Genomic DNA, 25512 nt, shown 5'->3' on the forward strand with positions numbered 1-25512 from the left:
GAGAAGCTTATGTAATGAGCTTCTCATACCTCCATATATTATTCTTTAAAGAACTCAATATTCCTGCATAAGAACACAACTTTTTTCACAGGAAACATTGGTATTCCTTAAGAAATTGACATAATCACCCAAATTAATCGCGCTATGTTATTCTACAATATTCGCGCAGAAATTTCCAGTGTTTTTTTAGTGACATTCTGTTCACAGTCCCTCTATAAAGACGATTTTTTGGCCATTTAACTGACGCAGGAGCCCAATTGCTTCTTATTTTACAGTAATCCGAGCTGCCGCATCTCCGTCAAGACAGTACTCGGCAATGCTTTTGCCCCGCCGATCGCTATCACCGTTTTACCTTTGTATGATGACAGCAAAACTTTTTGACTGGCAGACAGACCGCTTTGGGAAACGAGCAAAATATTGGATGAGCCTGTCGCTGCCAAAATTCCTCCGGTCAGTGCATCGGGAAAATTCATTCCTGTGGCTATATATAGTACCTGTCCTGCAGTTTTATGTTCTTGGAGAACGCCTGCAGACGTTGCATAACGATCCGCACCGCCGATTCTGACCGGGGAAGGCAGTTCTGACAGTACATTTCCGGAGACTGCTCCGCTCCCGCCGATCACTTCCGTAGCGGTAATGGAACTTTTCTTCAGGGCAAGCAGGGTTTCGCTGTTTAATATTCCGGAAGACGTCAATAAAATTGGTTTGCCTTCTACTGCCGCGAAAGAAGCCGCTGCAATTGCATCCGGAAAGTTGGCCCCGCTGACCACGACTGCCTGCCCTTTTGTGCCAAGCATGTCGGCGACAGCCGCGGCAGTGTCATATCGGTTGTTTCCGGCCAGCCGCTTTACAGCGGCAATATTGGCGAGCTTGGCTTCGACGTTAGCTGAAACAGCCCCTGTGCCGCCGAGAATGATAATTTTATTCGTATTTAAATCCTGCACCGCCTGATAGACTTCCTGCGGCAGCTCGTTAGGGTACGTCAGCAGGATCGGTGCATGGTACTTGTAAGCAAGCGGTGCTCCGGCCAGCGCATCGGGAAAATCATCAGCCCGGGCAATCACGACGGTATCCGCGCCGGTAGGGAACGCCTCCCTCGCAATGGCCAGCGCGGTCGTGATCCTGTCCGATCCGGCGATCCGGTCGTTAGCAGGAGCCGGACTCCAGCCGACCTGGTAAGTCCCAGGCTCATAGATGGAGACTTTGACCGCTGCAACTACTGTCGAAAATCCCCCGCCAGCCCTGATCCATCTCGAGCCGCTCCATCGATATAAATAGGCAAGATAGCCTGATTCTGATCCGTATGCATATGAGGCAGGCAGTTCTGCTTTGACCGTCAGATTAAGGACTTTTTCAGGCAGTACTTCTCCCCAACTGATTGCAAACGCTTCACTGCCGGAAATGATCCCTTCAGGAAAACTGCCCGGAGATTTTGCTTCAGATATGGAAATGTTGATCTTTTTTTCCGTTCCGGTGCTGTCGACCTGCAACGCAAAGGCTCCGGTCGGGACGGCCAGCTCGACAGCCGGTTCCTCTCCGGCACTGCCCGCAGATACGATGCCGCCTTCCCAGCCCAGAGCGGCCGGAGAGGTATAGCGCTGCAGGGCTCCAAATGTCTTCAGTGAACGATAGATATCCAGCCGGCCGTAACCGTAATCATCATCCCGGCCTTTCTGTCCAAGATCATAGGCCGATTCCATCAGGGCCTGCTTAATTTGATCGGCCGTCAATCCTGGATATTTGCTCCAGAGCAGGGCTGCGGCGCCCGTAACAAACGGTGCCGCGATCGAGGTCCCCGTCATATAGGCACAGCCCGTCTCTGTATTTGACCAGTAATCGGTAAGGATCCTTTTGCCCGGAGCGGAAAGCAGCACCTCCGGTCCTGTCAGGGAAAAATCCGTAATCACATCAGAGGAATCCAAAGCCGAGACAGCCAAAACGTTCGGATTCGCCGCAGGATAAGACACCTCGCTGGTTCCCGCAACCGTCTGGTGGCTGTAGACCTGGGAAGTGCTTCCGGAAACATTACCTGAAGCTCCGATCAGCAGGCACCCTTTATCAGCTGCGTACTGCAGCGCGTCGTCAAGAATTTTGGTTTCTTCATCGGAACCGAGGCTCATATTAATGATCTTAGCACCGTTATCGACGGCCCAGATAATACCGTCCGCGATGACGGCATCCTCTCCTTCGCCGTTTCTGTCCATGGCCTTAATTGGCATGATTTTCGCATTATAGGCGACTCCGATAATGCCTTTATTATTATTACGGGCGGCAATCAGTCCGGCCACAGAAGTGCCGTGTCCGTTGTCGTCCTGTACAGCTGAGGTCGCGGTACTTCGCGTAATCGCGTTATACCCTTTCACAAGATTGCTGCCGTTTGCATCCGCCAGATCCGGATGATCGAGGTCTACGCCGGTGTCAATCACGGCAATCACGACCCCTTGGCCGGTTACACCTTCTTGCCAGACCTGGTCGGCCCTTACCCTTTGCAGCCCCCACTGATAACTGTATTCGGGATCACTGACAGCTGTAGTGAAAACTTTCGTATCTACAGCACCTTCCGTCTGATATTTTTTACTCCAGGACGCATTTAGAACTCCCGGGACTTGAAGTGTTTTTTGCAGGATATCCGCTGCTTCATTTGTATCTTTGGTTCCTTCAAACTGCAGTGTGCAATAATCAAGCGGTCCGGTCCTTACCATCTCGCCTCCGACAGCTTCAGCCAGTGTATCGAGATCGGTGTTCTGAGTTGTCTCAACGACCAAACGTACGGATGCCGGATCGTATTCTTCCGTTATAAACAGTTGTTCGCTGTTTTCGCTTAGGGTTTGCTCAGATTGGGCCGGCAGTGTCGAAGAATCAGATATCTCTATAGCAGCTGTGGCCTCCCCCAGGCCGTCTGGTATGCCCTGAAATACCAGAATAAAACAAAGCAAAAATGCTGAAAAACTTTTTACGCTTAGAAGGGAATTTATTCTCAATCGGATCGTTTTTTGTTTTAGCGGATTCCTGGTGCTTATAGGCAGCATTTTTGTGTCCTCACATTTTTTGTGTTTTTGTATGTTTTTCACAAATTCGGCAAGATCTTATATTTTCCTGCATTTTGAACAGGACTTTCGAGTCTGATGGCGAAATAAAGAGATATCCAGTTTTTTGCCAGACAGAATATATGGAGGAGAATCTTTATGTTCAAGTTAAAAATGAATAGTCATCAAAAAAAGCGAGCGACAAGCCTGGTTAGAAAAGGAATAGCAACTCTGACCCTGGCTTCTTTCTTTACGTGCAGCCTGTTTATGGGGACGGGAGAAATGCCTAAATCCGCCTATGCTGCAGACAGCAGTACCACTTCTTTTACTCGTTTTGCCGGAGAGACCAGATATGAGACCGCAGTCGAAATATCTTCAAATAACTGGACCAATGCCAGCAGCGTCGTCCTGACCCGCGGAGATGCATTTCCTGACGCCCTGGCCGGGGCTGTTCTGGCCAACAGTGCTGTGGTAGGCGGCGGACCCCTGCTGCTGACCGAATCCAACCGGCTGCGCCCGGAAGTCCTTCAGGAAATCCAGCGTCTGAATGCTTCCTCGGTCTTTATCCTTGGCGGAACAGGCGCGATATCGGCAAGCGTCGAAAATGCGTTGAAAGCAAATGGCTTAACGACCTACCGGATTCAAGGGAATGATCGTTATGAAACAGCTGCTAATATTTCAACCACTTCTGTGGAAAGCAGCACACGGGCTTTCCTAGCTTCCGGCAAAGTCTTTGCCGATGCGTTGAGCATTTCTTCCTACGCCGCAGCCAATGGAATTCCGCTTCTGCTGACCGATACGCAGAAAGTCCCCACGGCAACCCTGAATGCGCTGCAGAAACTCGGTGTCACGGAGATCACCTTGATCGGCGGTGAAAGCGCAATTAGCGCTTCGGCTGCAAATCAGCTCAAAACAGCCGGGTATACTGTCAGCAGGCTGAGTGATCTGGACCGCTACAAGACCAATGTGGCCATTCTGAAAGGCCTTCCTTTCAATATGGATAAGATGATCATCGCGACAGGCAGCTCCTTCCCGGATGCACTGGCAGGCTCTGTGCTCGCCGCTAGAAACAATAACCCGATTCTACTGGTTCCGAAGGATGAAAATGCCCTGCTGAATACGCCGACTACAGCTTATCTTGGAACAAACAGAGCCAGTGTGAATAATTTCTTTTTCTTGGGCGGTTTTGATGTGATCAGTACAGCAATACAAAATATTGTCCGGATCGGAAGCACCAGTTCCAAAATATCCTTGCAGTTCTGGACGGGCTACGGGGTGAAGTCTGAATATGAACGGTTGCTTACCTACGTGCCCGATAGCTTTGCTGACTATATCGATATCCTTGTTCCGAATTTCGCCGGGGGTTTACAGGATGACGGCAGCTTTGCTTATCGCTTTAGCACTGCCGAAACTCCCACGTATCTCGTATCCCTGGGACACAGTAAGAACGTCCAAGTCCTCCCGCTGGTTATGGTTGACGGGGAGTTAGGGAACAATATGCTGAGCGATCCTGCCAAACGGAATAAATTTGTGACAAGCGCTGTGAAGATGATTCAGGAAACAAATGCAGACGGCATCGACGTTGATTTTGAAATACTAGATGATGATCTGGAAGAAGAAGTTACTGACCTACTGGCCCAGCTTTATTCCACTTTGCATCCGCAGGGCAAGATGGTAATTGCTTCAGTAATGTCCAAAACATCTGATGCGCAAACATGGTACGCTGAATTCAATTATCATGATATGGCACAGTATGCGGATTATCTGCAAATCATGAGCTATGATTATTCTACATCGAATCCGGGGCCGATCGCGCCGGTCGATTGGGTTCGTAAGGTGATGTCTTACGCTGTTACAAAGGTCCCTTCAGAAAAAATTCTAATGGGTATCCCCTATTACGGACGGGACTGGCGGGTTAATAACACCGGTGACGGCTGGGTAATATCTCAAACTTTTGGCTGGACTATAGCGAAGAAAACTGCTGCAGAAGCCGGAGCAACGATAACCCGAGCAAACACGCTGACTGATCCGATAGGCGTCCCGACCTTTACGTATGTCGATGAAAACAATAGAAAACATTCTTGTTATTTTGATGACAGGCTAAGCTGGGGCGTGAAACTGGACTTGGTGAATGAATTCGACCTCGGTGGCATTGCCGGCTGGTCCATGGGGTCGGTCAATGACGTCAGTGCGCCGGAATTATATCCGCTGTTGAAAGAACGTATTCAGTAGTTACATTTGCTCAACAAACGATCCCTCAGTAAAACGAGAACTGGCAAAGAGCTGAAGGCAAATATCGCTTGCAGCTCTTCTAAATTCGTTGAAGTTATAATCACGATCAACGTCTCAGGAATACTATAATCATTGTATATGCATATTTTGTAATAACAATACAACAAAGACTGAGAGCAATTAACTGAAAAGAGGCGTTAACGTGAAAACATCCCTGTATTTTTGGGACGGATACGGCAGCAAGGCTGCCTACGAAAAACAGCTGCCCTGTGTTCCAGCGAGTTCAACGGCCACCCTCTCAATCTTATCGCCGAATTTTGCAGGACCGCTGCAGGCGGATGGCAGCTTTGGCAACGTCTTTACCGATCCTGAAATACCGAAGTACCTGGTCGCTCTCGGACAGCGCAGTGGAGCCAAAGTGGTTCCGATGGTCCTGGGCAGCGGCAAGTCTGCCGGGGATATGCTGCGTGACCCGCTGAAACACAGTATTTTCAAGGAAAGCTGCCTGAAGCTCATCCGGGATACCGGAGCGGACGGGATTCTGGTCGATCTTGAAGCGCTCCCGACCGATACAGGTCCGGGACTTACCGCTTTAATGAAAGACCTCTATGCGCAGTTATCCGCCAAAGGAAAGCTCACGCTCGTCTCTGTGATGTCCCGGACTTCCGAAATAGCAGAGCCCTGGTGCGTTCAGTATAACTACGCCGAGCTATCCGGATATGCCAACTACGTACAGATTATGTCCTATGACCTGCATTACGCCACTTCTGCCCCGGGTCCGATCGCGCCGCCGGACTGGGTGCGCCGGGTCATGGCGTATGCCGTTACACGGATTCCTCCCTCGAAGGCGCTGATGGGCATACCGTTCTACGGCAGAGCCTGGCGGCAGGACGGGACACGCTGGGTATCCAAGGCGTTGGGCCTTACGGCAGCAACCCAGACTGCTGAAAGATACCGCGCAATAACGAATAGAGAGACCTCGCCCTCCAATCCTATTGGGACACCGACGTATTGCTATACGGATGAACACGGTCATCGCTGGACTGTGTACTACGATGACAGCCGGAGCTGGTCCGGCAAACTCAGCCTGCTAAACGAATTTAACCTCGGAGGGATAGGCTGCTGGTCCTTGGCCTGGCTCGACCAGACGAGCGCCGGGCAATTTGCGGCACTACTGGAATAGGAAAGGAACGAAATCAGCAATACCCCCAAAAAAGAAGAGACACCTGAAGTGCCTCACAGGAAAAGTTTCTTTTATCATACATGAAGAGTACGTAAGTCATTATAGAAACGTGCTGAACCATTCCAATATTAGTAAGCGTCAAACAGATTCAGACGTGAGCTACATTAAATCAGGCTCATCCACTCCAAGAAGATCGCAAAGAGCATTGTTAACCATTATCCTAAAATCATCATCAGATATGTTGTTAGCTTGAGCATATTCGAAGACATCATCGACAGTGCTGACGAATTTTTGTGCTAAACGAGCATTCTCCCTTTTCATCTTCGGAAAATGCTCAATAACATAGCCTGAATAATCCATTTCGAAGAGATATCTTGATATCTTTCCGTCAGCAAAATCAGAGATAAAATCTATCATAAACGCCGTATGTTTTCCAACCTTCATCAGTCTTCCTCCCACGCATATTTTTCCGGACTTCCGTTACCGGGCTGCGGGGTGAATACTTTCTCCGGCAAGGCTGCACTACCAGGTAAAAAGTCTTTAATTTCAGATATGTAACCCGCTCTTCCTAAGTTAGGGGCATTTGTAAAAATCCATGTTAAATATTCAAATGGATTCAAGCCATTTTCTCTCGCACTCACAATTAGGCTGTAATAAATCGCACTGGCCCTGGCGCCGTTTGGTGTGTTAGTAAAGATCCAGTTCTTTCGACCGATTACAAAAGGTTTAATACTACGTTCCGCACGGTTGTTTGAAATTTCAAGACGTCCGTCCAGCAGGTATCTCTTAAGATATTTTTGTTGGGACTTGGCATAATGTACCGCCTTACCAAGAAGTGTGTTAGGCAAAGCAGCAAGCCCATTGATCCAATTGTAAAAGTCATCAAATACAGGCTTTGACAAGCGTTTGCGCTCTTGAAGGCGTTTATACGGGGTAAGGGAAGCAAACTGTTTTTCAAGGTGGAACAGCTTGTCACAATAGGTAACCCCTTTTGCCGCACTGGATTCCGGTTGTTTCTCCTTGGGCAGGGTTTTAAAGGCATCGAAAAACTTCCGCCTAAGATGTGCCAGGCAGCCCACAACGATTATGTTTTCAGGAAGCTTATGATAACCTTCGTATCCATCTGTATGAAGGTAACCTGTAAAATCTTTTAAGAATTTTCCAGGATGGGTATGTTTTCTGTCAACTTGATAGTCATAAATTACAATCTGGTGTTTTGTATCTCCGCTGGTGCGGTACAGCCACATGTAACTCTTTGACTGCGCCGTCTTTCCCGGTTCTTTCAACACCTGCAGCGTGGTTTCATCTGCGTGGAGCACTTCATGCTCACATAATCTAAGCTTCATCTCTTCATATATCGGTTCCAGCCAGTCCTCACTGGCTTTGATCATCCAGTTTGACATCGTCTGCCGGGAAAGCAGGATGCCGTTTTGTTTCCACTCCTGCTCCTGTCGGTATAGTGGGGATGCCATCATGAATTTCTGTACCGCTATATGGGCAATTGTCTCGGGGGAAGCAAATCCGCCTTTGATGACAGGTTCCGGCATATCTGCTTTTATGATAGGAACATGCTCGGCAGTTCCTTCACAATTACGGCAGGCGTAAATATGCCGTACGTGCCGTACAATGATTGCTTTGGCAGGAATGACTTTGAGTTCTTCGCGAGTTTCCCTGCCCATTGTATGTAACTGACTGCTGCAATTCGGACAAATACACTCTTCTGCCGGAAGCTCGTGTTCAATTACCTCAACAGGTAAATCCTTCGGCAATTTGTCAGTTGTAAGGCGTGTCCGTTTACGATAATGCGCTTTTACCTCGGCAAGCTTCGGTTCCGGCTTGCTTATATCGGCGCTTGATTCGGCCTCGTTGAATATGAGCATCTGAATACCGTCTGTCTTTTCACTTGATGCGCCAAATTGTTTATGCTTAGCAAGGCGGATCTGTGACATAAACCACTGTACTTGTTGCTCTAATTCAGCAATTTTGCGGTCCTTTTCTTCAATTATTCCAAGCAGTTGTTCTGCTGAAGTTTCTTGCGTTTTCATAAGAAAATTATACCATAAAAACCGCAAAAAAGCTAGATTTCATGCGGTTCTAAACGCTGTTTCGAGATAAATATTTCAAGAGATTTGCCGCTCGAAAACTTCTTCTCGTTTCAGCTTTTTCTCCAGTTTCGCACCTTCAATAAGATAAGATAATTCTTTGGTTTCAAGAACCATGGTGGCAGTGTCTCCCTTTGCCGGCCAGCGAAAATGTCCGCGCTCCAGACGTTTGAAATACAACCAGAATCCGTCGCCGTCCCATTCCAGGATTTTTATTCTGTTCCGATGCCGGTTGCAGAATACAAACAATGCTTCTGAAAACGGATCGATGGAAAAGTTGTCTTTAACCAGCGCCATGAGTCCGTTGATTGATTTCCTCATATCGGTATGCCCGCAGCATAGGTACACGGGTTTGTCACTCCATCTCATTACAGCACCCTCAATATGCGGCAGACTTTTTTCAGAAGTTCAGGATCCGTCTCCGCATCCACGGTGACGTGACAGCCACCGACTTCAATATCCAGCGTTGATTTTATTTCTTGACCTTGGGAAAGTTGCATCCACCCTTCCGGGACACAGCTTACGATGGTTTCTTCTTTCCGTTTTGAAAGTTCCATACATGCAACCTTTCGTAACTGTCGCTGCCAATAAAAGTATGCATGCTTACTTATTCCTTTCTCCTGGCAGAAATCCTTAATGCTCTGTCCGCTGCATTGCCGGTCCTGTATCACCTGCATCCACTGTGATAGTCGGTACTCTGTTGTGACTTTTTGTATATTCATACAACCACTCCGCTTTGGTTGAAAAAGTGTGCAAACTTTTTCAACTTTTTCAACCATATTTATTGTGATTGTACTATCTTCAAGGCTACAATTCTATGTGATGGTGTCTTTGACGCTTACCAATATTAGTACGCGCCCTTGCCCTTTAAAACAATAAAAAGGGTCTTCCAAAGTATCTTCAGATCAAGGCCGAAACGCCAGTTTTGGACGTATTCCACGTCATATTTCAGGGTTTCCGTGAGCGTCAGCTCACTGCGGCCGTTGACCTGGGCTAGACCGGTCACACCCGGCGGCATATCCAGACGATGACGTTGTTCAGGCGTATACTGGTCCACGATTTCCGGGACTTCCGGCCTCGGACCAACGATACTCATCGTACCGTTGATAATATTCAAAAGCTGGGGCAGCTCGTCCAGGCTGCTTTTTCTTAAAAATCTGCCGCTCTTCGTAATCCTCGGATCATCCTTGTCCTGAAAGAAGAAGTTGTCCGGATCAAACTTGCCTTCTTTTTTCAGCTGCTCGATTTTTTCCTTCATCACAGTATCGGCATTTGGAACCATGGTCCGGAATTTATAGATTGTGAAGAGCGCTCCGTTCCGTCCCACTCTTTCCTGCCTGAAGACTGCGGGACCCTTGGAATCGGCTTTGATCCAAAAGACAATCATCAGCCACAACGGGGATAAAATAATGAGCAGCGGGATGGAAATCAACAGGTCTAGAACCCTTTTCGCAAACAAATTACCACTCCTTGGGATTTTACTCCTTCACATCTTACAAAAATTCTTACTATCTTTCGTAGGGGATTTCGAACAATTTCCTAAACTCTATAAGAAACGAAGGAGAAAGTCTGTTCTTCCTTCTTATGACCTGACCTTTTCGATAACACGCTGTACGGCTTCGATAACATCCTGAACATCGGTATCACTCATTCTAGGATAAAGCGGCAGGGAAATAATTCTTTCATAAAGTGCTTCCGTCTTTGGAAAATCTCCGGGTTTGTAGCCAAAGGTATCCCGGTAATACGGATGATACGGAAGCGGAATATAGTGAACGCTGGTGCCGATATTTTCTTCCTTAAGCAATTCAATAAACGCAGCCCGGTCCACTGCAAGTTTATCGAGATTCAGCCTGATCATATACAAATGGCGGGCATGACGGGCATATGTAAAATCGGTCGGAACTTCAATCTCAGGAAGCTTGTTGAAAGCAGCGTTATAACGCTGCCAGATGACTTCTCTTCTGGCCTGCATGGATTCCAGTTTAGCCAGCTGGGTCATCCCCATCGCAGCCTGAATATCCGTCATATTGTATTTATATCCCGGGTATTCAATCTCATAATACCAGGAGCCTTTTTCAGAAAATCTATTCCAGGCATTCCGGCTCATGCCGTGGAGGCTCAAAACCCTCATCTTGTTGGCAAGCTCATCATCGTTGGTCGTCACCATGCCGCCCTCTCCGGTTGCCAGATTCTTCGTCGCATAGAACGAAAAGGCTGCCGCATCACCGATCGTGCCGACCATTCTGTCTTTGTACTTCGTATACGTGCCATGGGCCGCATCTTCCAATACAAAAAGGTTGTATTTTTTCGCAATCTGCATAATTTTATCCATCTCGCACGGAAGCCCGGCAAGATGAACCGGGATAATTGCCTCGGTCTTAGATGTTATCTTCTCTTCGATTTTTTCCGGATCAATATTCATGGTTTGCGGGTCAATATCTACCAGAACCGGAGTTGCCCCGCAGTGAATGATCACATTCGATGAGGCTGCAAACGTCATCGCCGTAGTGATTACCTCATCGCCCGCTCCTACTCCGGCAGCCAGCAGGGCGATGTGCAGTCCTGCAGTGCAGGAATTCAGCGCAATGGCGTGTTTAACGCCTATATATTCAGCAAAACGCTTTTCAAATTCTCCGGTCTTTGGACCCTTGGAAATCCAATTCGATCTCAGGCTGTCGACAACAGCCGCAATATCATCATCTTCAATCAGCGGCAGCGCATAGGGAAGGAACTGTTCGCGTCGTGGACTCATAAACTTACGCCTCTTTCTTCGTTTCAGTATCTGCTATCATGTTATTATGTTATTATTTTGTTCTATTGTTTTTATTTGATTTTTGTCTTTTTAATTTATCCATTAATTGTTTTTATACTTCGCTTATTCTTCAATACTTTTAACTCCTTGTTCATTGGCTAATTTTTCATTGACTCCTTTATTTTACTACGCTTTGGCCAAAAAACAACTTTAGGCTTTCTTCAAATGAAGCTGCTCAAGCCAGTTTCTGACGATACTGTCCCAGGAATAGTGCCGGATGACATATTCCCTTCCCTTTTCGGAGAGTACCCTGCAGGTTTCCGGATCTGCCTTTAGACGCATGACCATCTCGGCAAGGAGTTTGGGGCTTTCGGGTTCGAGCACCACTCCGCCGCCGCTTTCTTTGACAATCTCGGCGCCTTCACCCTCTCCGACATAGATCAGCGGCTGACCGCTGGCCATTGCCGGGAATACCTTCGAAGGCCTCACCCCTTCCGAGAGCTTATAGCGTCTAAGCGTTGAGAGGCTGATACTACTTAACGAATAGTAACGTGGAATCTCTTCGAGTGGCTGGAAATCGATAAAACGGACATTGGGCAGTTCCTTTTCCCGGGCGATCTGTTCGAGCCGGGGTCTTTCGGACCCGTCGCCGACAAACAGAAAAAATATTTCCGGCTCAGCACGCAGCAGATCGGCGGCTTCAAGCGCTGTCTCAATCCCATGAGCGTACCCCATCGTCCCGGCGTACAGGACCACATATTTCCCCTGCAGCCCAAGCTGCTGTTCCAATACCACGTCTTTGGGCCTTGGTGTAAAAAGTTCGGTATCGACACCGTTAGGCAGGAACAAGATATCTTCAGCTTGGACCCCTTTCTTTTTCAGTCCTTCCACAATCCCCTGGGTCTGCGCCGAAAGTTTAAACGCCTTGCGGTAAAAACAACGTTCCAGCCACTCGCACATGCCGATAAGCTGCTTATTGGTGACAAGTCCGAGCTGCACCGCGGATTCCGGCCACAGATCGGAGACATTGAAGATATAGGGTGCTCTTTTGAAGAAAGAAGTAATGACAGCTGTAAAACCGATAAAAAGCGGCGGAGATTCCACGACAATCAAGTCCTGGGGACCGCTGCGGCAAATTCCCAAAAAAGCAGAAAAGACAAAAGAAAAATAGTTCAGCAAACGCAGCCAGAACCTGCCCCGCTTCACTGGATAGATGCAGGTTCTCAGAACAACGATCCCTTCCATATCCTCACGCACAAACACTTTCCCCCGGTATTCATCTGGGATGATCCCGGTGGGATGGTTCGGAAAGGCAGTTACGACCGTAACTGTATTCCCCTGGTTCCGCAGGCCTTTGGCCAGCTCCCAGAGCCTTACCTGAGCTGCCCCCTTCTCCGGCGGAAAATACTGCGTCAAAAGTAAAATACGCATTCTTATCTTTACTCCTAGGTTCATACTTACTTTACTAAACTTATTTTGGCTACTTCTTCATAGTACAACGTTCCTGAAATAAATACTCAAATATATGATTGCGTTAAACTCCCGAGTTGGCCTGTGCGCCACAACTCCGCTTTCGGCTGTTGCGCCATCCGTGGCGCAAACAGCCGCGCTCCGCCTCCATGCTCCACTTAACGCTGGAATTGTGACCCCCAGACCTAATTTAGGGTAATCAAGCTTGTATGAATTATTCGAGCAGGGAATTTGAGAACGTTGTACTAGTAATAAAAGACGTGCTAAGCGCGTCCAACCGGACCGCTGATGCGGAACGCGGCGACGGCCATGGATAGCTTAATGCCGTGATACCATGAACGCAACCCATAGATGGTCTAATACACGCAGACTTACATAAACGACCTTATAATTAGTCTGTGGGCCACAGAACAATTATAAAAGCTTATGATCGGTCTGCGTGCCACGGTTCCGCGAAAAGCGGAGCAAGGAGTGCGGAGCGCGGCCTTTTGACGGCCACGGATGGCCTAATGTCGCGATGCCATGGAAGGCAAGGAGCGACGTGTCAAGGAGGACACAACGGCCGAAAGCGGAATTGTGGCACGCAGACAGGCCCTAAAAATGCAATCAATCTGTGGCCCACAGACAAGCCCTAGAATTAGATTAGTCCGCTGCCCCGCAGAGAAGCTCTAACAAATTAGTCAAGCTCCAGCCGGTACTTCCGCGAAAGCTTCAACACAACAAGCATCGCGCAGCTGAGCCAGAATATCGGATCCTCGAAGAAGCGTCCCTCAGCTTGAGAGCTGATAAATACGGTTGCAGCCCACAGCACATAGCCCGTGCCGGCAAAGTATTGGTTTTGCTCCTGAAACATACCGAGGTAGTCATGTCCGAGGCTGAACAATTTGGCCAGCCTGTACAGGATCGCTGCCCAGATCACCGTGAGTACAGCCAACCCCACGACCCCCAGTTCCGAAGCGATCGTCAGAATGGTGGTGTGGGAGCGTATCGCTCCGCCGGGAATATTCATGAAATCAAAATAACTCTGTTTAAACACAGTCTCGAAAGTGCCAAGGCCTGTGCCAATCAGCGGATGGTCCTTGAATATTGCAATTGCGGCCTTCCAAAGGTATAAACGCTGCTCACTCGAGTATGCGAAACCCTTCGTTATCGTCAGCATCCTCTCCCAGATTTCCGGACGCAGGAAGATCACAATTGCCCCGCAAAGGGCACCTAAACCGAGAACCCAGAGAACAGCCTTTTTGTTCGGCAAAAAGATCAAAGTAGCAATCAGAATCGTCAGCAGCGTCAGGAATCCACCGCGGGAACCTGTCAGCACCAGTTCTGCCAGCAGGACGGCCAGACATGCCATATAAATCAGTTTATGGCTTCTTTCCCGGGTATAAATCTGCAGAACAAAATTCGACGCAATCCCGAGGATGATGTAACGTGCAAAAATATTGGGGTCGACAAAGGTAGCATTGACCCGCAGCGTCTGCTCAACCAGCAGTTTGTCTCCCTGCCAGATCAGGTTCCCCGTAATTCCTTCATAGAAACTGACCAGCGCAAGCAGGAGTGCCATGATATGTACGGCTTTGAAAGGCAGCAGGGCGCGTTCTTTATCCATCAAAAGTGCGGTAGAGATAAACACAGCAAATAAAATCAGCAGCCGGATGGTTTCAGTAACAGTGTTGCCAAAGTTGGCGGAGTATACAACACTTATCCCACCAAGAATAATAAAAGCCAATAAAACAAGCGTCAGTGGATCTTTTAGAACCGCCCTAAGCTTTTTGCGCATCTTCTCCGAAAAAAACACGCGGGAAAATGCCGCCAGGATCAGAACAATACTGGCAAGCCTGGTCAGTGAGACTTCTCCCAAAATTTTTTCCAAAAAGCCAAGGTTCGGATACCAGCTAATCGATATTTCCAGCGCGACTGCCACTGCCAGCAACGGCACGAGCCATAGCGGCTTTTTGACAGCCAGGTAACCAAGAAGTATGATGGTTAACACGAATACCGGCCACTGAAGCATGTTCGATTCCTCCCAGTTTTTATTTTCGAAGACCCTTCTGAATAACAAATCCACCGATCTTCCGGAAATCCCTGTCCAATATCACGAGCGCCAGGCAATAAATGATTCCAGCCGTTACAGCAGATATCAGCGGATGAAAGCTGTTTGTCAACCAGGCGGTCCCTGCCATCAGCAAGGAAGCAAACACAATTGACGGCAGCTGGCGCCAGATCCGTATCTTATAAACCCCTTTTTGGACCAACAGGTAGTATCCGCAAAAGATAAAGATCTCGACAATGATCAGCGCATACGCAGTACCGCTGATCCCGAACAGCGGATTCAAGACCATAATCAGGATAAACATCAGTACAAGCGCAGAACCCTGCACGATGGTTCTCTGCCACTGGTGGTTGGTTGTTGTCAGGACATCGCCCAGGGAAAAACTCATGCATTCCAGTGCAAAGAACCAGGACACGATCATCAGGATCGGAATCGATTCATCAAATTTTCCGGCATAAAGCCATGTTGTCAGCGGCCCTGCTAAAACAAAAATCAGGATGCTGCCTGGGATCCCAATCCCAGAAAGCAGCTTGAAGACCTTTTCAGTCGTATTACGATGACCGTCCTTATCCGTTTCCCCGAGCTGATACAGCACAGGATAAAGCGCACTGGTCATTAGACTCGGCAGGAAGATCAGCATCAGGACAAGCTTGTATGCCGCGGCATAAATCCCTACCTCGACATTGCTTGCCGTCAGTGACAAAACCAGGATGCTGAGCTGAAAAAAAATGTTATAAAATATCCGGTGAATCCCGAACGGCAATCCGTTCCTGACCATCAGCACCAGGCTGCTCCGTTCAACGCGCGGCCTGATTTCCCTTCTGAGGGCGAAAAACAGGAGCACACTAATCAATATATACGTAAACAAATGGGTAAACGTAATTGCGACGACTCCCATCCCGGCAAAGATCACCGCAATGGTCAGTCCTCCGATCAGAAATGTGGTCAAAAACTGGAAGGCTGCAGCCAGGTAGAGCTTCTGAACGGCTTGATAATAGTTATAGACCGACTGATTCAGCGCATTGAAAGATACAGCCACGCCCAAAACGACAACCATTTCTTTGGTCAACGTATTGTATCCGGCCGGGAACATAAAGATAACCATTAATAGAAAACACACAATGGAGATTATGGTCTTGACAAACAACGTGTTGCCGAAATACCGCGGCAGTTCGGTCAGGTTCCGCGAACAATCCTGCACCATGAGCTGGCTGATTCCAAGCTCCGCAAACAGGATAAACGTTCCGGCGAACGCGTACGCTGTGGAGTAATCTCCAAATGGTCCCGGGCCGAGATAGCGGGTAACAAATATACCCACCACGGCGGCAATGGCCTTGGCAAGTACTCCCGATATTCCCAGGGCCGCAGCATTTTTAGCGATCAGGCGGGTATCCAAACGCTATCACTTCTTCTTTAGCTTTTCTTTATTCGACATTACGGTCTCTCTTGGACGCTTCTATCTATTTCCATCTTTTCAGTCATGTTCTTAAGTCTTAGTTCTCAAATCTGCTGTAAATCTTCAGCAGCTTTTCCTCCATTTTGCCCCAGTTGTACTCTTCTCTGACAGCCTTGATGCCGTTATCGCCCATCTCTTTGCAGAGCCGCGGATCGGCCAGCAGGATGCCCAGACCTTTGGCAATATCCTCAGGCTTGGTCGGATCAACAATGATCCCACTGTTGTAGCTGGTCAGAAAACGCTGGATCGGAGGAAGATTGCTGCCGACAATAGGGATACCGCAGCTCATATATTCAAACTGTTTAATCGGTATGTTCTTAAAATATTTGGGCAGCGGCAGCAGCGTAACTACGCCAACCCTGGACTTTCGGATATAATCCTGGACCTCGAGATGGGGTACCCGTCCTGTGAAAAGGATATGATTACTCAGATCATTTTCTTCGATGTATTGGGTGACGATTTCTTTGCCTTCTACGTCGTTAAAAGGCCCCACAAAAATCATCCGGATGTCCGGATACTTCTCCTTCAGCAGCTTGATGGCTTGGACAGTCATATATACGCCGCGCTCCAGTGTAATATCCCCCTGGTAAATGGCATCGTATTCCTTTTCCGGGAGTTCCGTTTCTTTTGGCGAAGCGTCAGCTTCCGTCGGTATAAATTCCGTAAAATTATAGACCACATCAACTCTTGGATTTTTGCCGGTAAACCGGTCTTTGACTGCATCATCTGCCGTGATGATCTGGTCAAATTTTTCAGCATAATACAGTTCACTTTTATCGACCAAAAAAGTAGCCAAGGGCCTCAAGATCCGCGGGATCTTCCTGGACATGCGCATCATATCCGGGTAATGCTCGTGGACATCGTAAATCAGCTTGCATGCAGGCAACGCTTTTTTAATCTTTAACACTTTGTAGATTAGTTCAAAGTCGTGAAAATGGCAGATATCCGGCTGAAGTTCGATCGCTTTGGCAACGACGGTATCCCCGAGCTTAAAACGACCGTAAAGAGACCCCGCTCTTGGCACGCCAATGATCCGGATCCCCTGTTCTATATATTCAGTTCTCTCATCAGGAACAATCAGGGTAATGTCGTCATATTTTTTCTTAAGAGACAAAGCCTGCTTGTAAAATATTCGGTTATCGAGGGCCGGATGACCCGTTGTGAGAATGCATATTTTCAAACTGTCCTGCCTCCTGTTAAAGTTTGATAGACTCGGGCCGTTTGGGCCGCATTATTTGACCAGGTAAACTGATCTAGCACCGTTTGCCTGCCTGCCTCACCGAGCCTCCGGCAGTAAACAGGGTCTCTGAGCAGCGCATCGAGTGCTCCGGTAAGATCTTCGACATTCCGGGGGGCGACAAGCAGACCATTTTGGCCGTGGATCAACGCATCTTCGATCCCTTCGCCGCGGATACCGATAACCGGCAACCCCTGAGCCATCGCTTCAATATAGACGACGCCGAAGCCTTCCTGCCAGCTTGGCAGACAGAAAATATCGGCCCCAGCCATCTCTTTTATCACTTCAGGGTGGGTAAGCTTTCCAAGGAAAACAACCTTATCTTTGAGGTTCAGGCCTTTCGTCAAATCCTCCAAGGCCTGTCTTTCTTCCCCGTCACCTGCGATAAAATATTTGAGTGAAGGATATTTTCCGGCCAGAGATGAAACCGCCCGGAGATTCAGATCGATGCCCTTGGTTTTCTTTAGATTCGAAACACTCAGGATTTTTATTTCTTTTCGGGTATTACTGGAAATGCCGCTGCTATCAGTACTTAAAATACTTTCGTTCTGATTTGTACTGAGAATGTCAGCGGAAATACCATGCCTATCTGAATGATCGCCGGGAAAAATATCTGGCGGCGGTACACAGTCATTCAAGTCGATGCCGTTATTGATAACCTCTGTCTTCGAGAAAAAAGCCTGGTCCCTGATGATATTCTTCAGTTTGGAGCTGACTGTAATGATTCTGTCCGTACCTTCCAGTACCTCAAAAAGTCTCTGGCGGCATTTTTCATTTTTGGTCAGGGTTGACTGAAAGTCCTGCCCGTGGATGGTAACCACAAGCGGAATATCATCGTCTTTCTTCAGTAAAAATGCCGCGTAGCCGTCGGGAAGGGCCACATGGGCATGAATCAGATCAAATGGAAACTCCCGGCGGATCTGCGCGACCTGTCTGCGGATTCCCCGGTACATGAAATAGCCCGACTGATCCAGGAAGTATGAGCGCGGAAACTCGAGATAACGCGGATAGTATACTTCAACTCCGTCCACCACTGCCTTATCGGGTATGGACGCATAGGTCCGCCATTTCGGCTGGAGTGCCGGCAGAGGCCAGGGTGCATAAGGCACAGGCGATACGACTTTAATCTCACAGCCTTGATTCTGCAGCGCTTTAACCTGCTTATGAATGAAAATGCCGTAAGCCGGATTCTGAGATGAAGGATACATATGAGAGAGCACTAATATCTTCACCGTTAAACCACCTTACTCAAAGGAACTGAGGGGTCTTAGGGATGTATCGTTTATCCCCCTTTGCTCCGCAAACGAATTATAAGCCAGACCCATACAAATTGCAAAGAAAGTCATCAACTGAAGATTATAGAATATACCTGCCATAATGTTAAACACAAAGATGGATGGCAGCACTGCGGCATACGCAGCCATAAACTGCATCGGCTGGCTGAATGTGAGCCCCCGTCCAGAGGCAACAATCTTAGAGCGAAGGTTTCTGATGCCAAGAATAAACGGAAGCAAAAAGAAGCTCAGATAGATCGCCAGCCCGAATAAACCGTACCTTCTGGCATACAATGCATACTCATTGTCTACAAGTGTTGTCATCACATATTTCTGCGTACCCCAGCCAAAGATCGGAGAATCCCAAATGCTGCCGATTGCCTTTCCCCAGCGGTCCAGGTGGCCCTGGAAAGAAGTACTGTTGGAAAAGTCGAGTCCTTCCTGCAGCCTGTAGAAGAAATCGCCTGAAGCCGTTAGGAAAAGAACTGCCGTCAGCACAAACAGCGCCGCTATTTTAATCAGAACCTTTTTGTTATGCCGGTGATAGACAAAAGCCCAAATGGTTAAAATCAGAAAAAGCAGCCCAATACCGGCCAGAGCCGTCCGGGATATCGTCAGGAATTCCAGTTTGATCACAAAGCCGATCAAAATAAACAGCAGGACCGGAAATTTCCCGTGATCTTCACCGAAATAATAGCGCACTGTCAGAAAGGAAAGCGTCATCACAGTAAATATCCCGAAGAAATTCGGGTTGTCAAAGGTGCCCTGCACCCTGGCCGGATTGCCGACCAAAAGGAGCTGCCAGTGCTGCTGGTCAAAATAGGGCGACAGCCAGGTATTCATATTCAGTACGTTAAAATGCTGTCCCCAGCCGAAAATAATCAAAAAAGCAAGGCCGCCAAGAAAAGCTTTGCCCAGGAAGTCAAATTCCTCTCTTCGCAGATCGATGGACAAAGCAAGCGTTACAGCCAGATAATATTTGCAGAATGTCACCAGTTCCATGACATCCCGGAGACCGTAATAACCTGCTCCTTTGATGATTACGCCGTAGATGTTGGAAATGGCGTAAGAGAATACGAGTAAAACAAAAATCAGCAGAATCCACTTATGTTCTTGTTTGCGTTTCAGCAACTGCTGTTTTTCTTCAGGTATGAAGCGGAATCCTTTCGCTGCAAACAGCAGGATGTTCAGGCCAAAGGTACCGAAAAGCAGCAGCTCGTCCAATCGAATATTAGGAAGAGAAGGATGAATAGGAAATGAAGGCAGGATCATTGCTGAAAGCATGACCATCGCCAAAATAAAAAGTCTGGTATCATTCCTTCTCGTAATGCCGTTATTCCAAAACATTGTGCCTCCTGTTTTACATACGGAAATTAGTAATGAATGCTAAATTATTTCCTAGGGCTGGTCTGTAAGCCACAATACCGCTTTTCGACTGTTGTGCCATCCATGGCACAAACAGCCGCGCTGCGCACTCCATGCTCCGCTCACAGCGGCACTGTGGCTTACAGACTGATTATAAGTTTATTACGCTAAGTCTGCATGCCAGTTTTAGCTAGGTATTAAACAATCGTTAATCACATGTACAATTTCTTCCTGCTGCTGCAGGGTCAGTTCGGGATAACACGGGATCGCCAGTGCATGCTCGCTGGCCTTTTCGGCCTCAGGGAAATCACCGGCCTTATAGCCCAAATACGCAAAAGCTTTCTGCAGATGGAGTGGAAGCGGATAATAGATCGCTGAAGCGATGCCTGCTTCCTTCAATTTCTGCATGACTTTTTCTCTCTGTTCGACTCGCATGACATACAGATGGAACACCTGATAGGCCTCCGGGTCTCTGCCGGGAAGGATCAGTTTCCCCTGATCTGCCAGCGGTTTAAGCAGGCTGTCGTACAGTTCGGCTTTTTGCCTGCGGGCTTTGTTCCATTCATCCAGATACTGAAACTTGACGCGGAGAATAGCAGCCTGGACCTCGTCCAGTCTGCTGTTATAGCCAATCTCTTCATGGAAATATTTTGTCTTGGAACCATGGAAACGGAACAGTCTGACCTTTTCCGCAATTTCATCACAGTTGGTCACCACCATGCCGCCATCGCCATAGCCGCCGAGATTCTTGGTTGGGAAAAAGCTGAATGTTCCGGCCGTTCCGCAGGCTCCGGCTCTTTTGCCCTTGTATTCGGCCCCGATCGCCTGGGCTGCATCCTCTATAATCTTAAGCTCATATTTTTGGGCCAGGTCCATGACCTTATCCATATTGACCATCTGGCCAAAAATATGAACAGGAATGATCGCCTTTGTCCTGGAGGTAATTTTGCTTTCCAATTGGTCAATATCCATATTCAGTGTGATCGGATCAATATCTACGAATACAGGTGTTGCCCCGAGACTCGCAACTGCCTCTGCGGAAGCAAAAAAAGTAAACGGTGTCGTGATGACTTCATCACCCTGTTCAATGCCGCAGGCTTTGAGAGCCAGTACGAGCGCATCCGTGCCATTGGCAACAGCAACAGCGTGCTTTGTCCCGCAGTACGCTGCTGTTTTTTCCTCCATTGCTTTCACATTCGGTCCGAGGATGAACTGACAAGAGTCCAGAACCCCGAGTACCGCCTGATCAATCTCTTCTTTTATCGATAAGTACTGCGCCTTTAAATCCAAAAGTGGAATTGACACATGCATCCTCCCTTTCTGACGGCCACGGATGGCCTAATGTCGAACAAATATCCTATGAATACAAATTGTCTTGTTTAGAGTTCATCATACCGTGTGGATAGAATTGGCGCTTCGCTTATTCCATGGATGGCATGGAGCAACTGCAGACAATATATTTAGGGTACACCCTGAACAGGTTAATTTCAAGAATTAATATAATTGTTTATCCTGGTAGGTCTCGGTAATACATTAGCTAGATCAGCTCATCTTCCGGGACATCCCGGACGGCTTTGGCAGGAAATCCTTTGTAGACCTTCCCGGCAACTGTATCTTTTGTGATGAGCGAACCTGCCGCGACAAATGTCTCTTCCGCGACTTCAATGCCCGGAAGCAGGATCGCTCCTCCTCCGATCCGTGCTGCCCTGCGGATTACGGCTCCCTTGATATGTTTAAAACGTTTTTCGGTCCGCCCCATATAATTGTCATTCGTCGTTGTCACCATCGGCGCAATGAAGACATTTTCTTCAATCTCCATATATGCGGTAATGTAGGAGCCGGTCTGGATCTTCGTAAAAGATCCGATCCTGGTATTATTCTCGACAGCACTGCCGCTGCCGACAACAACTTTATCACCAAGCATGCAACGCTCCCGGACCAAGGCCCTGTCTCCGATAAAAACCCCGTCGCCGAGCTCCGTACCGGAATAAATCACCGAGGAGCAGCCAATGGTACACTTTTTACCAACTGTAAGCGGCGGCAGATCTTCCGTGTTTTTGACCGTACTGGTTGCCGCTGCGCGCGGCGGGCGTCCTATTGACGAATTGCTGCCGACAAACGTGTCTTCTCCAATGACTGTCCCCGGATACACCACGGTATGATCCCCTGCGGTAACCCCGGCTTCCAAAACTACCTGATTTCCCAAGGTGACATGGCATCCAAGTTTAACATCTTTACCAACCTTCACTCCATCCGCCAGTACACACCCCGGCTCCAGTATTGCCCCGTCTTCAATTACGACATTCTCCCCTATTACGCAAAAAGGAGCGATACTTACCTGTTTCCCAATCATAGCGCTAGCCGCGATAACCGCTCCGGAATGAATTTCAGCTGCCAAATCAAACCCTTCTTTCTATACAGTTTAATTTATCAATATTCTAAAAACAAGCTATCACTAAGAATACTTAGCTTGCACCAAGCCTTAGTTTCCTTTAGATGTATTAGGAAGTGCTTATACTTTCTGAAACAAATAAACGAGGATGCTTTGCTATAAACATCCTCACATGTAGTGACTTTCACCTTGATAAATAACATTTACATAGGGAAAGTTTCATTCCGTTCCCAGGATTCTACGATCCGGACTGCCTGATAATAGTCAAAGCCTTTGCCTAATAGGTAAGCAATAAGGGCTGTTTCCATAACACCGTGTCTAACATTCACAGTCCCCGCTTCTCTCATTCCATGCCTGACGGCAAGCTCGACCTGCATCATTGTCTGGTGATAATCCGGCATCATCGAATATGTTCCCGGCCCCGGTCCATCATAAGGAGGTCTCATTTTTCTGTCTCCTTTCCGGTTTTAGTGTACTATACAAATATGTACCAACCGAAAGGAAGTGCATGGCTTCTTTTAATCTTCAATTAACGGAAGTTTAACCGGCACCCCGGTTTCCTGGCATTTATAGATGGATAAAATGATTTCAAGTGCTTTCCGTCCCTCTTCACCAGAAACTGCCGGAATCCCGCCGGTCCTGACTGCTTGGATCATATCCTCAATGATTTCCCGGTGGCCGAATCCGTACACGTCAGGCGGATCGGTCTCCTGGGCAGCAAAGATCTGCTGTTTTTCAGCTTCGCTGCCTGGGAATTCCCATACTTCGACGCGGTTCACTGCGATCCCGCCGATCACGGCTGAGCCTGTCTCTCCAAAAACATTCAGCGTTTCCTCAATGTTCTTCGGATAGATCGTGGAAGCAGCCTCAATCAGCCCGATTGCGCCGTTCTTAAACTTCAATACCGCTCCGGCGACATCTTCCATTTCAATATTTCTTAAGGCGGTATGGGTATAGCCAAAAACGGATTCTACGGGGCCAAACATCCATTGTAATAAATCAATATTATGAATGGACTGATTCATCAGGACGCCGCCGTCCTGCAGTTTGGTGCCTCTCCAAGGTGCCTGCAGATAATAGTCCATGCCCCGGTTCCAGCGGACTGTCGCCTGCCCGTGGGTCAGTTTCCCAAAACGGCCTGCCTCCAAAGCGTTTTTCAGTAATTTAATTGATTTATTAAAGCGGTTCTGGTGAATAACCGCCAGTTTGACACCGTTCTCCCTGCAGGTCCTGATCAGCAGATCTGCTTCGCGGAGCGTCATAGACATGGGCTTCTCGACCATCACATGTTTGCCGGCCCTGGCCGCTGCAATCCCGATTTCCGCATGGCTTCCGCTCGGGGTTGCGATCGTGACAATATCGATATCTTCTCTCTTCAAAAGATCGTGATAATCCAGATACGGCTGCGCCTTGTACTTGCTGGCAAAATCTTCAGCCCTTTCCGGCACAATGTCACAGACAGCAGCCAGCTCTGCGCCGGGAATAGCCATAATCGATTCCGTATGTTTCGGGGCAATTCTTCCGCACCCGATTACGCCAAATACTATTTTGTCTTCAGTCAAAAATTTCACTCTCCAATCATACGGACAGGGCCTCTTTTAATTTATTTAGATCTTGAATATTTTTTCACGCATCTGCCGCACGTCTTTGGTCGCATTGCGCGTATCGACGACCAACGGCGCATATTGGACGATTTGTTCGTAGTCTATAGCACTGTGGTCGGTGATAATCAAGACGCAGTCAGCCTCCTGCAATACATCCGGGGTTAGCGCGATGCTTTCCAGATGCATGGTGCTGCCGCCATGCGGCTCGATCACCGGTACGTAAGGGTCATGGTAGGTTAATACGGCGCCTTCCTTGCGCAAGAGTTCCATGATGATCAGGGCCGGTGATTCGCGGACATCCTCAATATCCTTTTTATAAGCGACACCTACGACCAGGACTTTGGCATCCTTAACGCTTTTATTCAGGGAATTTAAAGCCCGGTATACTTTATTGACGACATAAGAAGAAACTTCAACATTGATCTCGCCGGCCAGTTCAATAAAGCGGGTATGGAAGTCATACTCTCTGGCTTTCCAGGTAAGGTAGAACGGATCAATCGGAATGCAGTGGCCGCCAACACCCGGTCCCGGATAAAACGTATGGATGCCAAAAGGTTTCGTCGAAGCAGCTTCGACGATCTCCCAAACATCAAGCCCCATCCGGTCGCATAACAGCATCATTTCATTCACGAGTGCGATATTGACTGCGCGGTAGGTATTTTCAAATACTTTGGTGAGTTCGGCTGCAGCCGGTGAGCTGACAGGTACGACATTCACAATGGTCTGTGCATATAAGGTATAAGCAATCTCCAGGCAGTAAGACGTTACGCCGCCGACAACTTTGGAGGTATTCTTCGTTGAAAAACGTTTGTTACCGGGGTCAACTCTTTCCGGCGAGAAGGCCAGGAAAAAGTCTTTTCCGACTTTAAGCCCCGACTGTTCCAGAATCGGCAGGATCACTTCCTGCGTGGTCCCAGGATATGTCGTGCTCTCAAGTGTGACAAGCTGCCCCTGACGAATGGTTTTTCCGACTTCCTCAGCGGAAGCCTTCATATAGGAAATATCCGGATCCCTGGTAATGGTCAGCGGTGTCGGTACACAAATGATCACCACATCACAGTCGGCAAGTTTGGTAAAATCAGTGGTTGCCTGAAGGATCTTTTTATCGACAAGTTCTTTAAGTTCCTCATCCTTGACATCTCCGATATAGTTTTCTCCGGCTGATACCATGGCGACTTTCTCGGCATTAATATCAAATCCGAGAACCGGGAAACCAACCTTGCCTTTCTCAACTGCCAGCGGCAGGCCGACATAACCAAGACCGATCACGCCGATCCGGGCGGTATGGTTTTCAATTTTCTTTTTGAGTTCCAGGGCAACAGGATGATTCTGCGTAATGACATTTTTAACTTCCAACATAGAAGTTCCT

The 25512-nt window shown here is 48.1% G+C and carries 20 protein-coding genes; 2 read left to right on the forward strand and 18 right to left on the reverse strand.

All coding sequences use genetic code 11. The annotated features are described in order from the left end of the window. Positions 1 to 269: 269 nt before the first annotated feature. Positions 270 to 3029, reverse strand: a complete 2760-nt coding sequence (locus tag AAH944_RS12910; RefSeq protein WP_287895957.1) for a S8 family serine peptidase — start codon at positions 3027 to 3029, stop codon at positions 270 to 272. 156 nt (positions 3030 to 3185) lie between these two features. Here AAH944_RS12910 and AAH944_RS12915 point away from each other — a divergent pair, with 156 nt between their 5' ends. Both AAH944_RS12915 and AAH944_RS12920 read left to right on the forward strand, forming a co-directional pair. Then, positions 3186 to 5258 carry a cell wall-binding repeat-containing protein gene (locus tag AAH944_RS12915; protein ID WP_287895956.1) on the forward strand — a complete coding sequence of 691 codons (2073 nt, stop codon included), beginning with the start codon at positions 3186 to 3188 and terminating at the stop codon, positions 5256 to 5258. A 202-nt stretch (positions 5259 to 5460) separates the two neighbouring features. Then, on the forward strand, positions 5461 to 6441 hold the full coding sequence (locus tag AAH944_RS12920; RefSeq protein ID WP_287895955.1) for a glycosyl hydrolase family 18 protein: 981 nt from the start codon (positions 5461 to 5463) through the stop codon (positions 6439 to 6441). A 159-nt stretch (positions 6442 to 6600) separates the two neighbouring features. On the opposite strand, the gene AAH944_RS12925 is transcribed toward AAH944_RS12920, so the two are convergent. From AAH944_RS12925 to AAH944_RS13005, 17 genes are all read right to left on the reverse strand, one after another. Further along, positions 6601 to 6885: a hypothetical protein gene (locus AAH944_RS12925; RefSeq protein WP_068884324.1), complete on the reverse strand. Its 285-nt coding sequence runs from the start codon at positions 6883 to 6885 to the stop codon at positions 6601 to 6603. Beyond that, the gene (gene tnpC / locus AAH944_RS12930; protein ID WP_353852839.1) at positions 6885 to 8486 is read right to left on the reverse strand and encodes an IS66 family transposase; all 1602 of its coding nucleotides are present in this window, start codon (positions 8484 to 8486) and stop codon (positions 6885 to 6887) included. Before tnpC ends, AAH944_RS12925 begins: the two co-directional genes overlap by 1 nt. 75 nt (positions 8487 to 8561) lie before the next feature. Further along, positions 8562 to 8912: an IS66 family insertion sequence element accessory protein TnpB gene (gene tnpB, locus AAH944_RS12935; protein WP_415535039.1), complete on the reverse strand. Its 351-nt coding sequence runs from the start codon at positions 8910 to 8912 to the stop codon at positions 8562 to 8564. Continuing rightward, positions 8912 to 9265, reverse strand: coding sequence for an IS66 family insertion sequence element accessory protein TnpA (tnpA, locus tag AAH944_RS12940; protein WP_415535038.1), 354 nt, complete (start codon positions 9263 to 9265; stop codon positions 8912 to 8914). Before tnpA ends, tnpB begins: the two co-directional genes overlap by 1 nt. A gap of 125 nt (positions 9266 to 9390) precedes the next feature. Further along, a complete protein-coding gene (locus AAH944_RS12945) occupies positions 9391 to 10002 on the reverse strand; it encodes a sugar transferase (protein ID WP_287897015.1) in 612 nt (203 codons plus the stop codon). 123 nt (positions 10003 to 10125) lie between these two features. Further along, on the reverse strand, positions 10126 to 11295 hold the full coding sequence (locus AAH944_RS12950; RefSeq protein ID WP_287897013.1) for a DegT/DnrJ/EryC1/StrS family aminotransferase: 1170 nt from the start codon (positions 11293 to 11295) through the stop codon (positions 10126 to 10128). Between the two features lie 210 nt (positions 11296 to 11505). Next, complete coding sequence (locus AAH944_RS12955) at positions 11506 to 12726, reverse strand: glycosyltransferase family 4 protein (RefSeq protein WP_287897011.1); 1221 nt, start codon at positions 12724 to 12726, stop codon at positions 11506 to 11508. A gap of 715 nt (positions 12727 to 13441) precedes the next feature. Next, positions 13442 to 14776, reverse strand: coding sequence for an O-antigen ligase family protein (locus AAH944_RS12960; RefSeq protein ID WP_287897009.1), 1335 nt, complete (start codon positions 14774 to 14776; stop codon positions 13442 to 13444). 19 nt (positions 14777 to 14795) lie between these two features. Next, complete coding sequence (locus AAH944_RS12965) at positions 14796 to 16211, reverse strand: flippase (RefSeq protein WP_415535217.1); 1416 nt, start codon at positions 16209 to 16211, stop codon at positions 14796 to 14798. A 97-nt stretch (positions 16212 to 16308) separates the two neighbouring features. Further along, on the reverse strand, positions 16309 to 17451 hold the full coding sequence (locus AAH944_RS12970) for a glycosyltransferase family 4 protein (protein ID WP_415535218.1): 1143 nt from the start codon (positions 17449 to 17451) through the stop codon (positions 16309 to 16311). Next, on the reverse strand, positions 17448 to 18740 hold the full coding sequence (locus AAH944_RS12975) for a glycosyltransferase family 4 protein (RefSeq protein WP_415535219.1): 1293 nt from the start codon (positions 18738 to 18740) through the stop codon (positions 17448 to 17450). The genes AAH944_RS12970 and AAH944_RS12975 overlap by 4 nt, the downstream gene beginning before the upstream one ends. Positions 18741 to 18752: 12 nt before the next feature. Next, positions 18753 to 20129 carry an O-antigen ligase family protein gene (locus AAH944_RS12980; RefSeq protein WP_415535220.1) on the reverse strand — a complete coding sequence of 459 codons (1377 nt, stop codon included), beginning with the start codon at positions 20127 to 20129 and terminating at the stop codon, positions 18753 to 18755. A 204-nt stretch (positions 20130 to 20333) separates the two neighbouring features. Further along, a complete protein-coding gene (locus AAH944_RS12985; protein WP_415535221.1) occupies positions 20334 to 21452 on the reverse strand; it encodes a DegT/DnrJ/EryC1/StrS family aminotransferase in 1119 nt (372 codons plus the stop codon). 232 nt (positions 21453 to 21684) lie between these two features. Beyond that, the gene (locus AAH944_RS12990; RefSeq protein WP_415535222.1) at positions 21685 to 22545 is read right to left on the reverse strand and encodes a DapH/DapD/GlmU-related protein; all 861 of its coding nucleotides are present in this window, start codon (positions 22543 to 22545) and stop codon (positions 21685 to 21687) included. A gap of 197 nt (positions 22546 to 22742) precedes the next feature. Continuing rightward, a complete protein-coding gene (locus AAH944_RS12995; protein ID WP_015044725.1) occupies positions 22743 to 22985 on the reverse strand; it encodes a hypothetical protein in 243 nt (80 codons plus the stop codon). A gap of 72 nt (positions 22986 to 23057) precedes the next feature. After that, entirely contained in the window at positions 23058 to 24101 is a 1044-nt protein-coding gene (locus tag AAH944_RS13000; protein ID WP_415535223.1) for a Gfo/Idh/MocA family protein, read from the reverse strand. Between the two features lie 45 nt (positions 24102 to 24146). Then, positions 24147 to 25502 (reverse strand): nucleotide sugar dehydrogenase, encoded by a 1356-nt coding sequence (locus tag AAH944_RS13005; RefSeq protein WP_415535224.1) that lies wholly within the window; start codon positions 25500 to 25502, stop codon positions 24147 to 24149. Between the last annotated feature and the right edge of the window lie 10 nt (positions 25503 to 25512).

The organism is Dehalobacter sp. CP (genome assembly GCF_047652685.1).
In the GTDB taxonomy this organism is placed as follows: domain Bacteria; phylum Bacillota; class Desulfitobacteriia; order Desulfitobacteriales; family Syntrophobotulaceae; genus Dehalobacter.

What these genes read in the sequence shown, in the direction of transcription:
- tnpA (WP_415535038.1), bottom strand. Translation starts at nt 9,265, where the DNA reads ATGAATATACAAAAAGTCACAACAGAGTACCGACTATCACAGTGGATG.
- AAH944_RS12950 (WP_287897013.1), bottom strand. Translation starts at nt 11,295, where the DNA reads ATGAGTCCACGACGCGAACAGTTCCTTCCCTATGCGCTGCCGCTGATT.
- AAH944_RS13005 (WP_415535224.1), bottom strand. Translation starts at nt 25,502, where the DNA reads ATGTTGGAAGTTAAAAATGTCATTACGCAGAATCATCCTGTTGCCCTG.
- tnpC (WP_353852839.1), bottom strand. Translation starts at nt 8,486, where the DNA reads ATGAAAACGCAAGAAACTTCAGCAGAACAACTGCTTGGAATAATTGAA.
- AAH944_RS12925 (WP_068884324.1), bottom strand. Translation starts at nt 6,885, where the DNA reads ATGAAGGTTGGAAAACATACGGCGTTTATGATAGATTTTATCTCTGAT.
- AAH944_RS12995 (WP_015044725.1), bottom strand. Translation starts at nt 22,985, where the DNA reads ATGAGACCTCCTTATGATGGACCGGGGCCGGGAACATATTCGATGATG.
- AAH944_RS12955 (WP_287897011.1), bottom strand. Translation starts at nt 12,726, where the DNA reads ATGCGTATTTTACTTTTGACGCAGTATTTTCCGCCGGAGAAGGGGGCA.
- AAH944_RS12910 (WP_287895957.1), bottom strand. Translation starts at nt 3,029, where the DNA reads ATGCTGCCTATAAGCACCAGGAATCCGCTAAAACAAAAAACGATCCGA.
- tnpB (WP_415535039.1), bottom strand. Translation starts at nt 8,912, where the DNA reads ATGAGATGGAGTGACAAACCCGTGTACCTATGCTGCGGGCATACCGAT.
- AAH944_RS12980 (WP_415535220.1), bottom strand. Translation starts at nt 20,129, where the DNA reads ATGTTTTGGAATAACGGCATTACGAGAAGGAATGATACCAGACTTTTT.
- AAH944_RS12915 (WP_287895956.1), top strand. Translation starts at nt 3,186, where the DNA reads ATGTTCAAGTTAAAAATGAATAGTCATCAAAAAAAGCGAGCGACAAGC.
- AAH944_RS12960 (WP_287897009.1), bottom strand. Translation starts at nt 14,776, where the DNA reads ATGCTTCAGTGGCCGGTATTCGTGTTAACCATCATACTTCTTGGTTAC.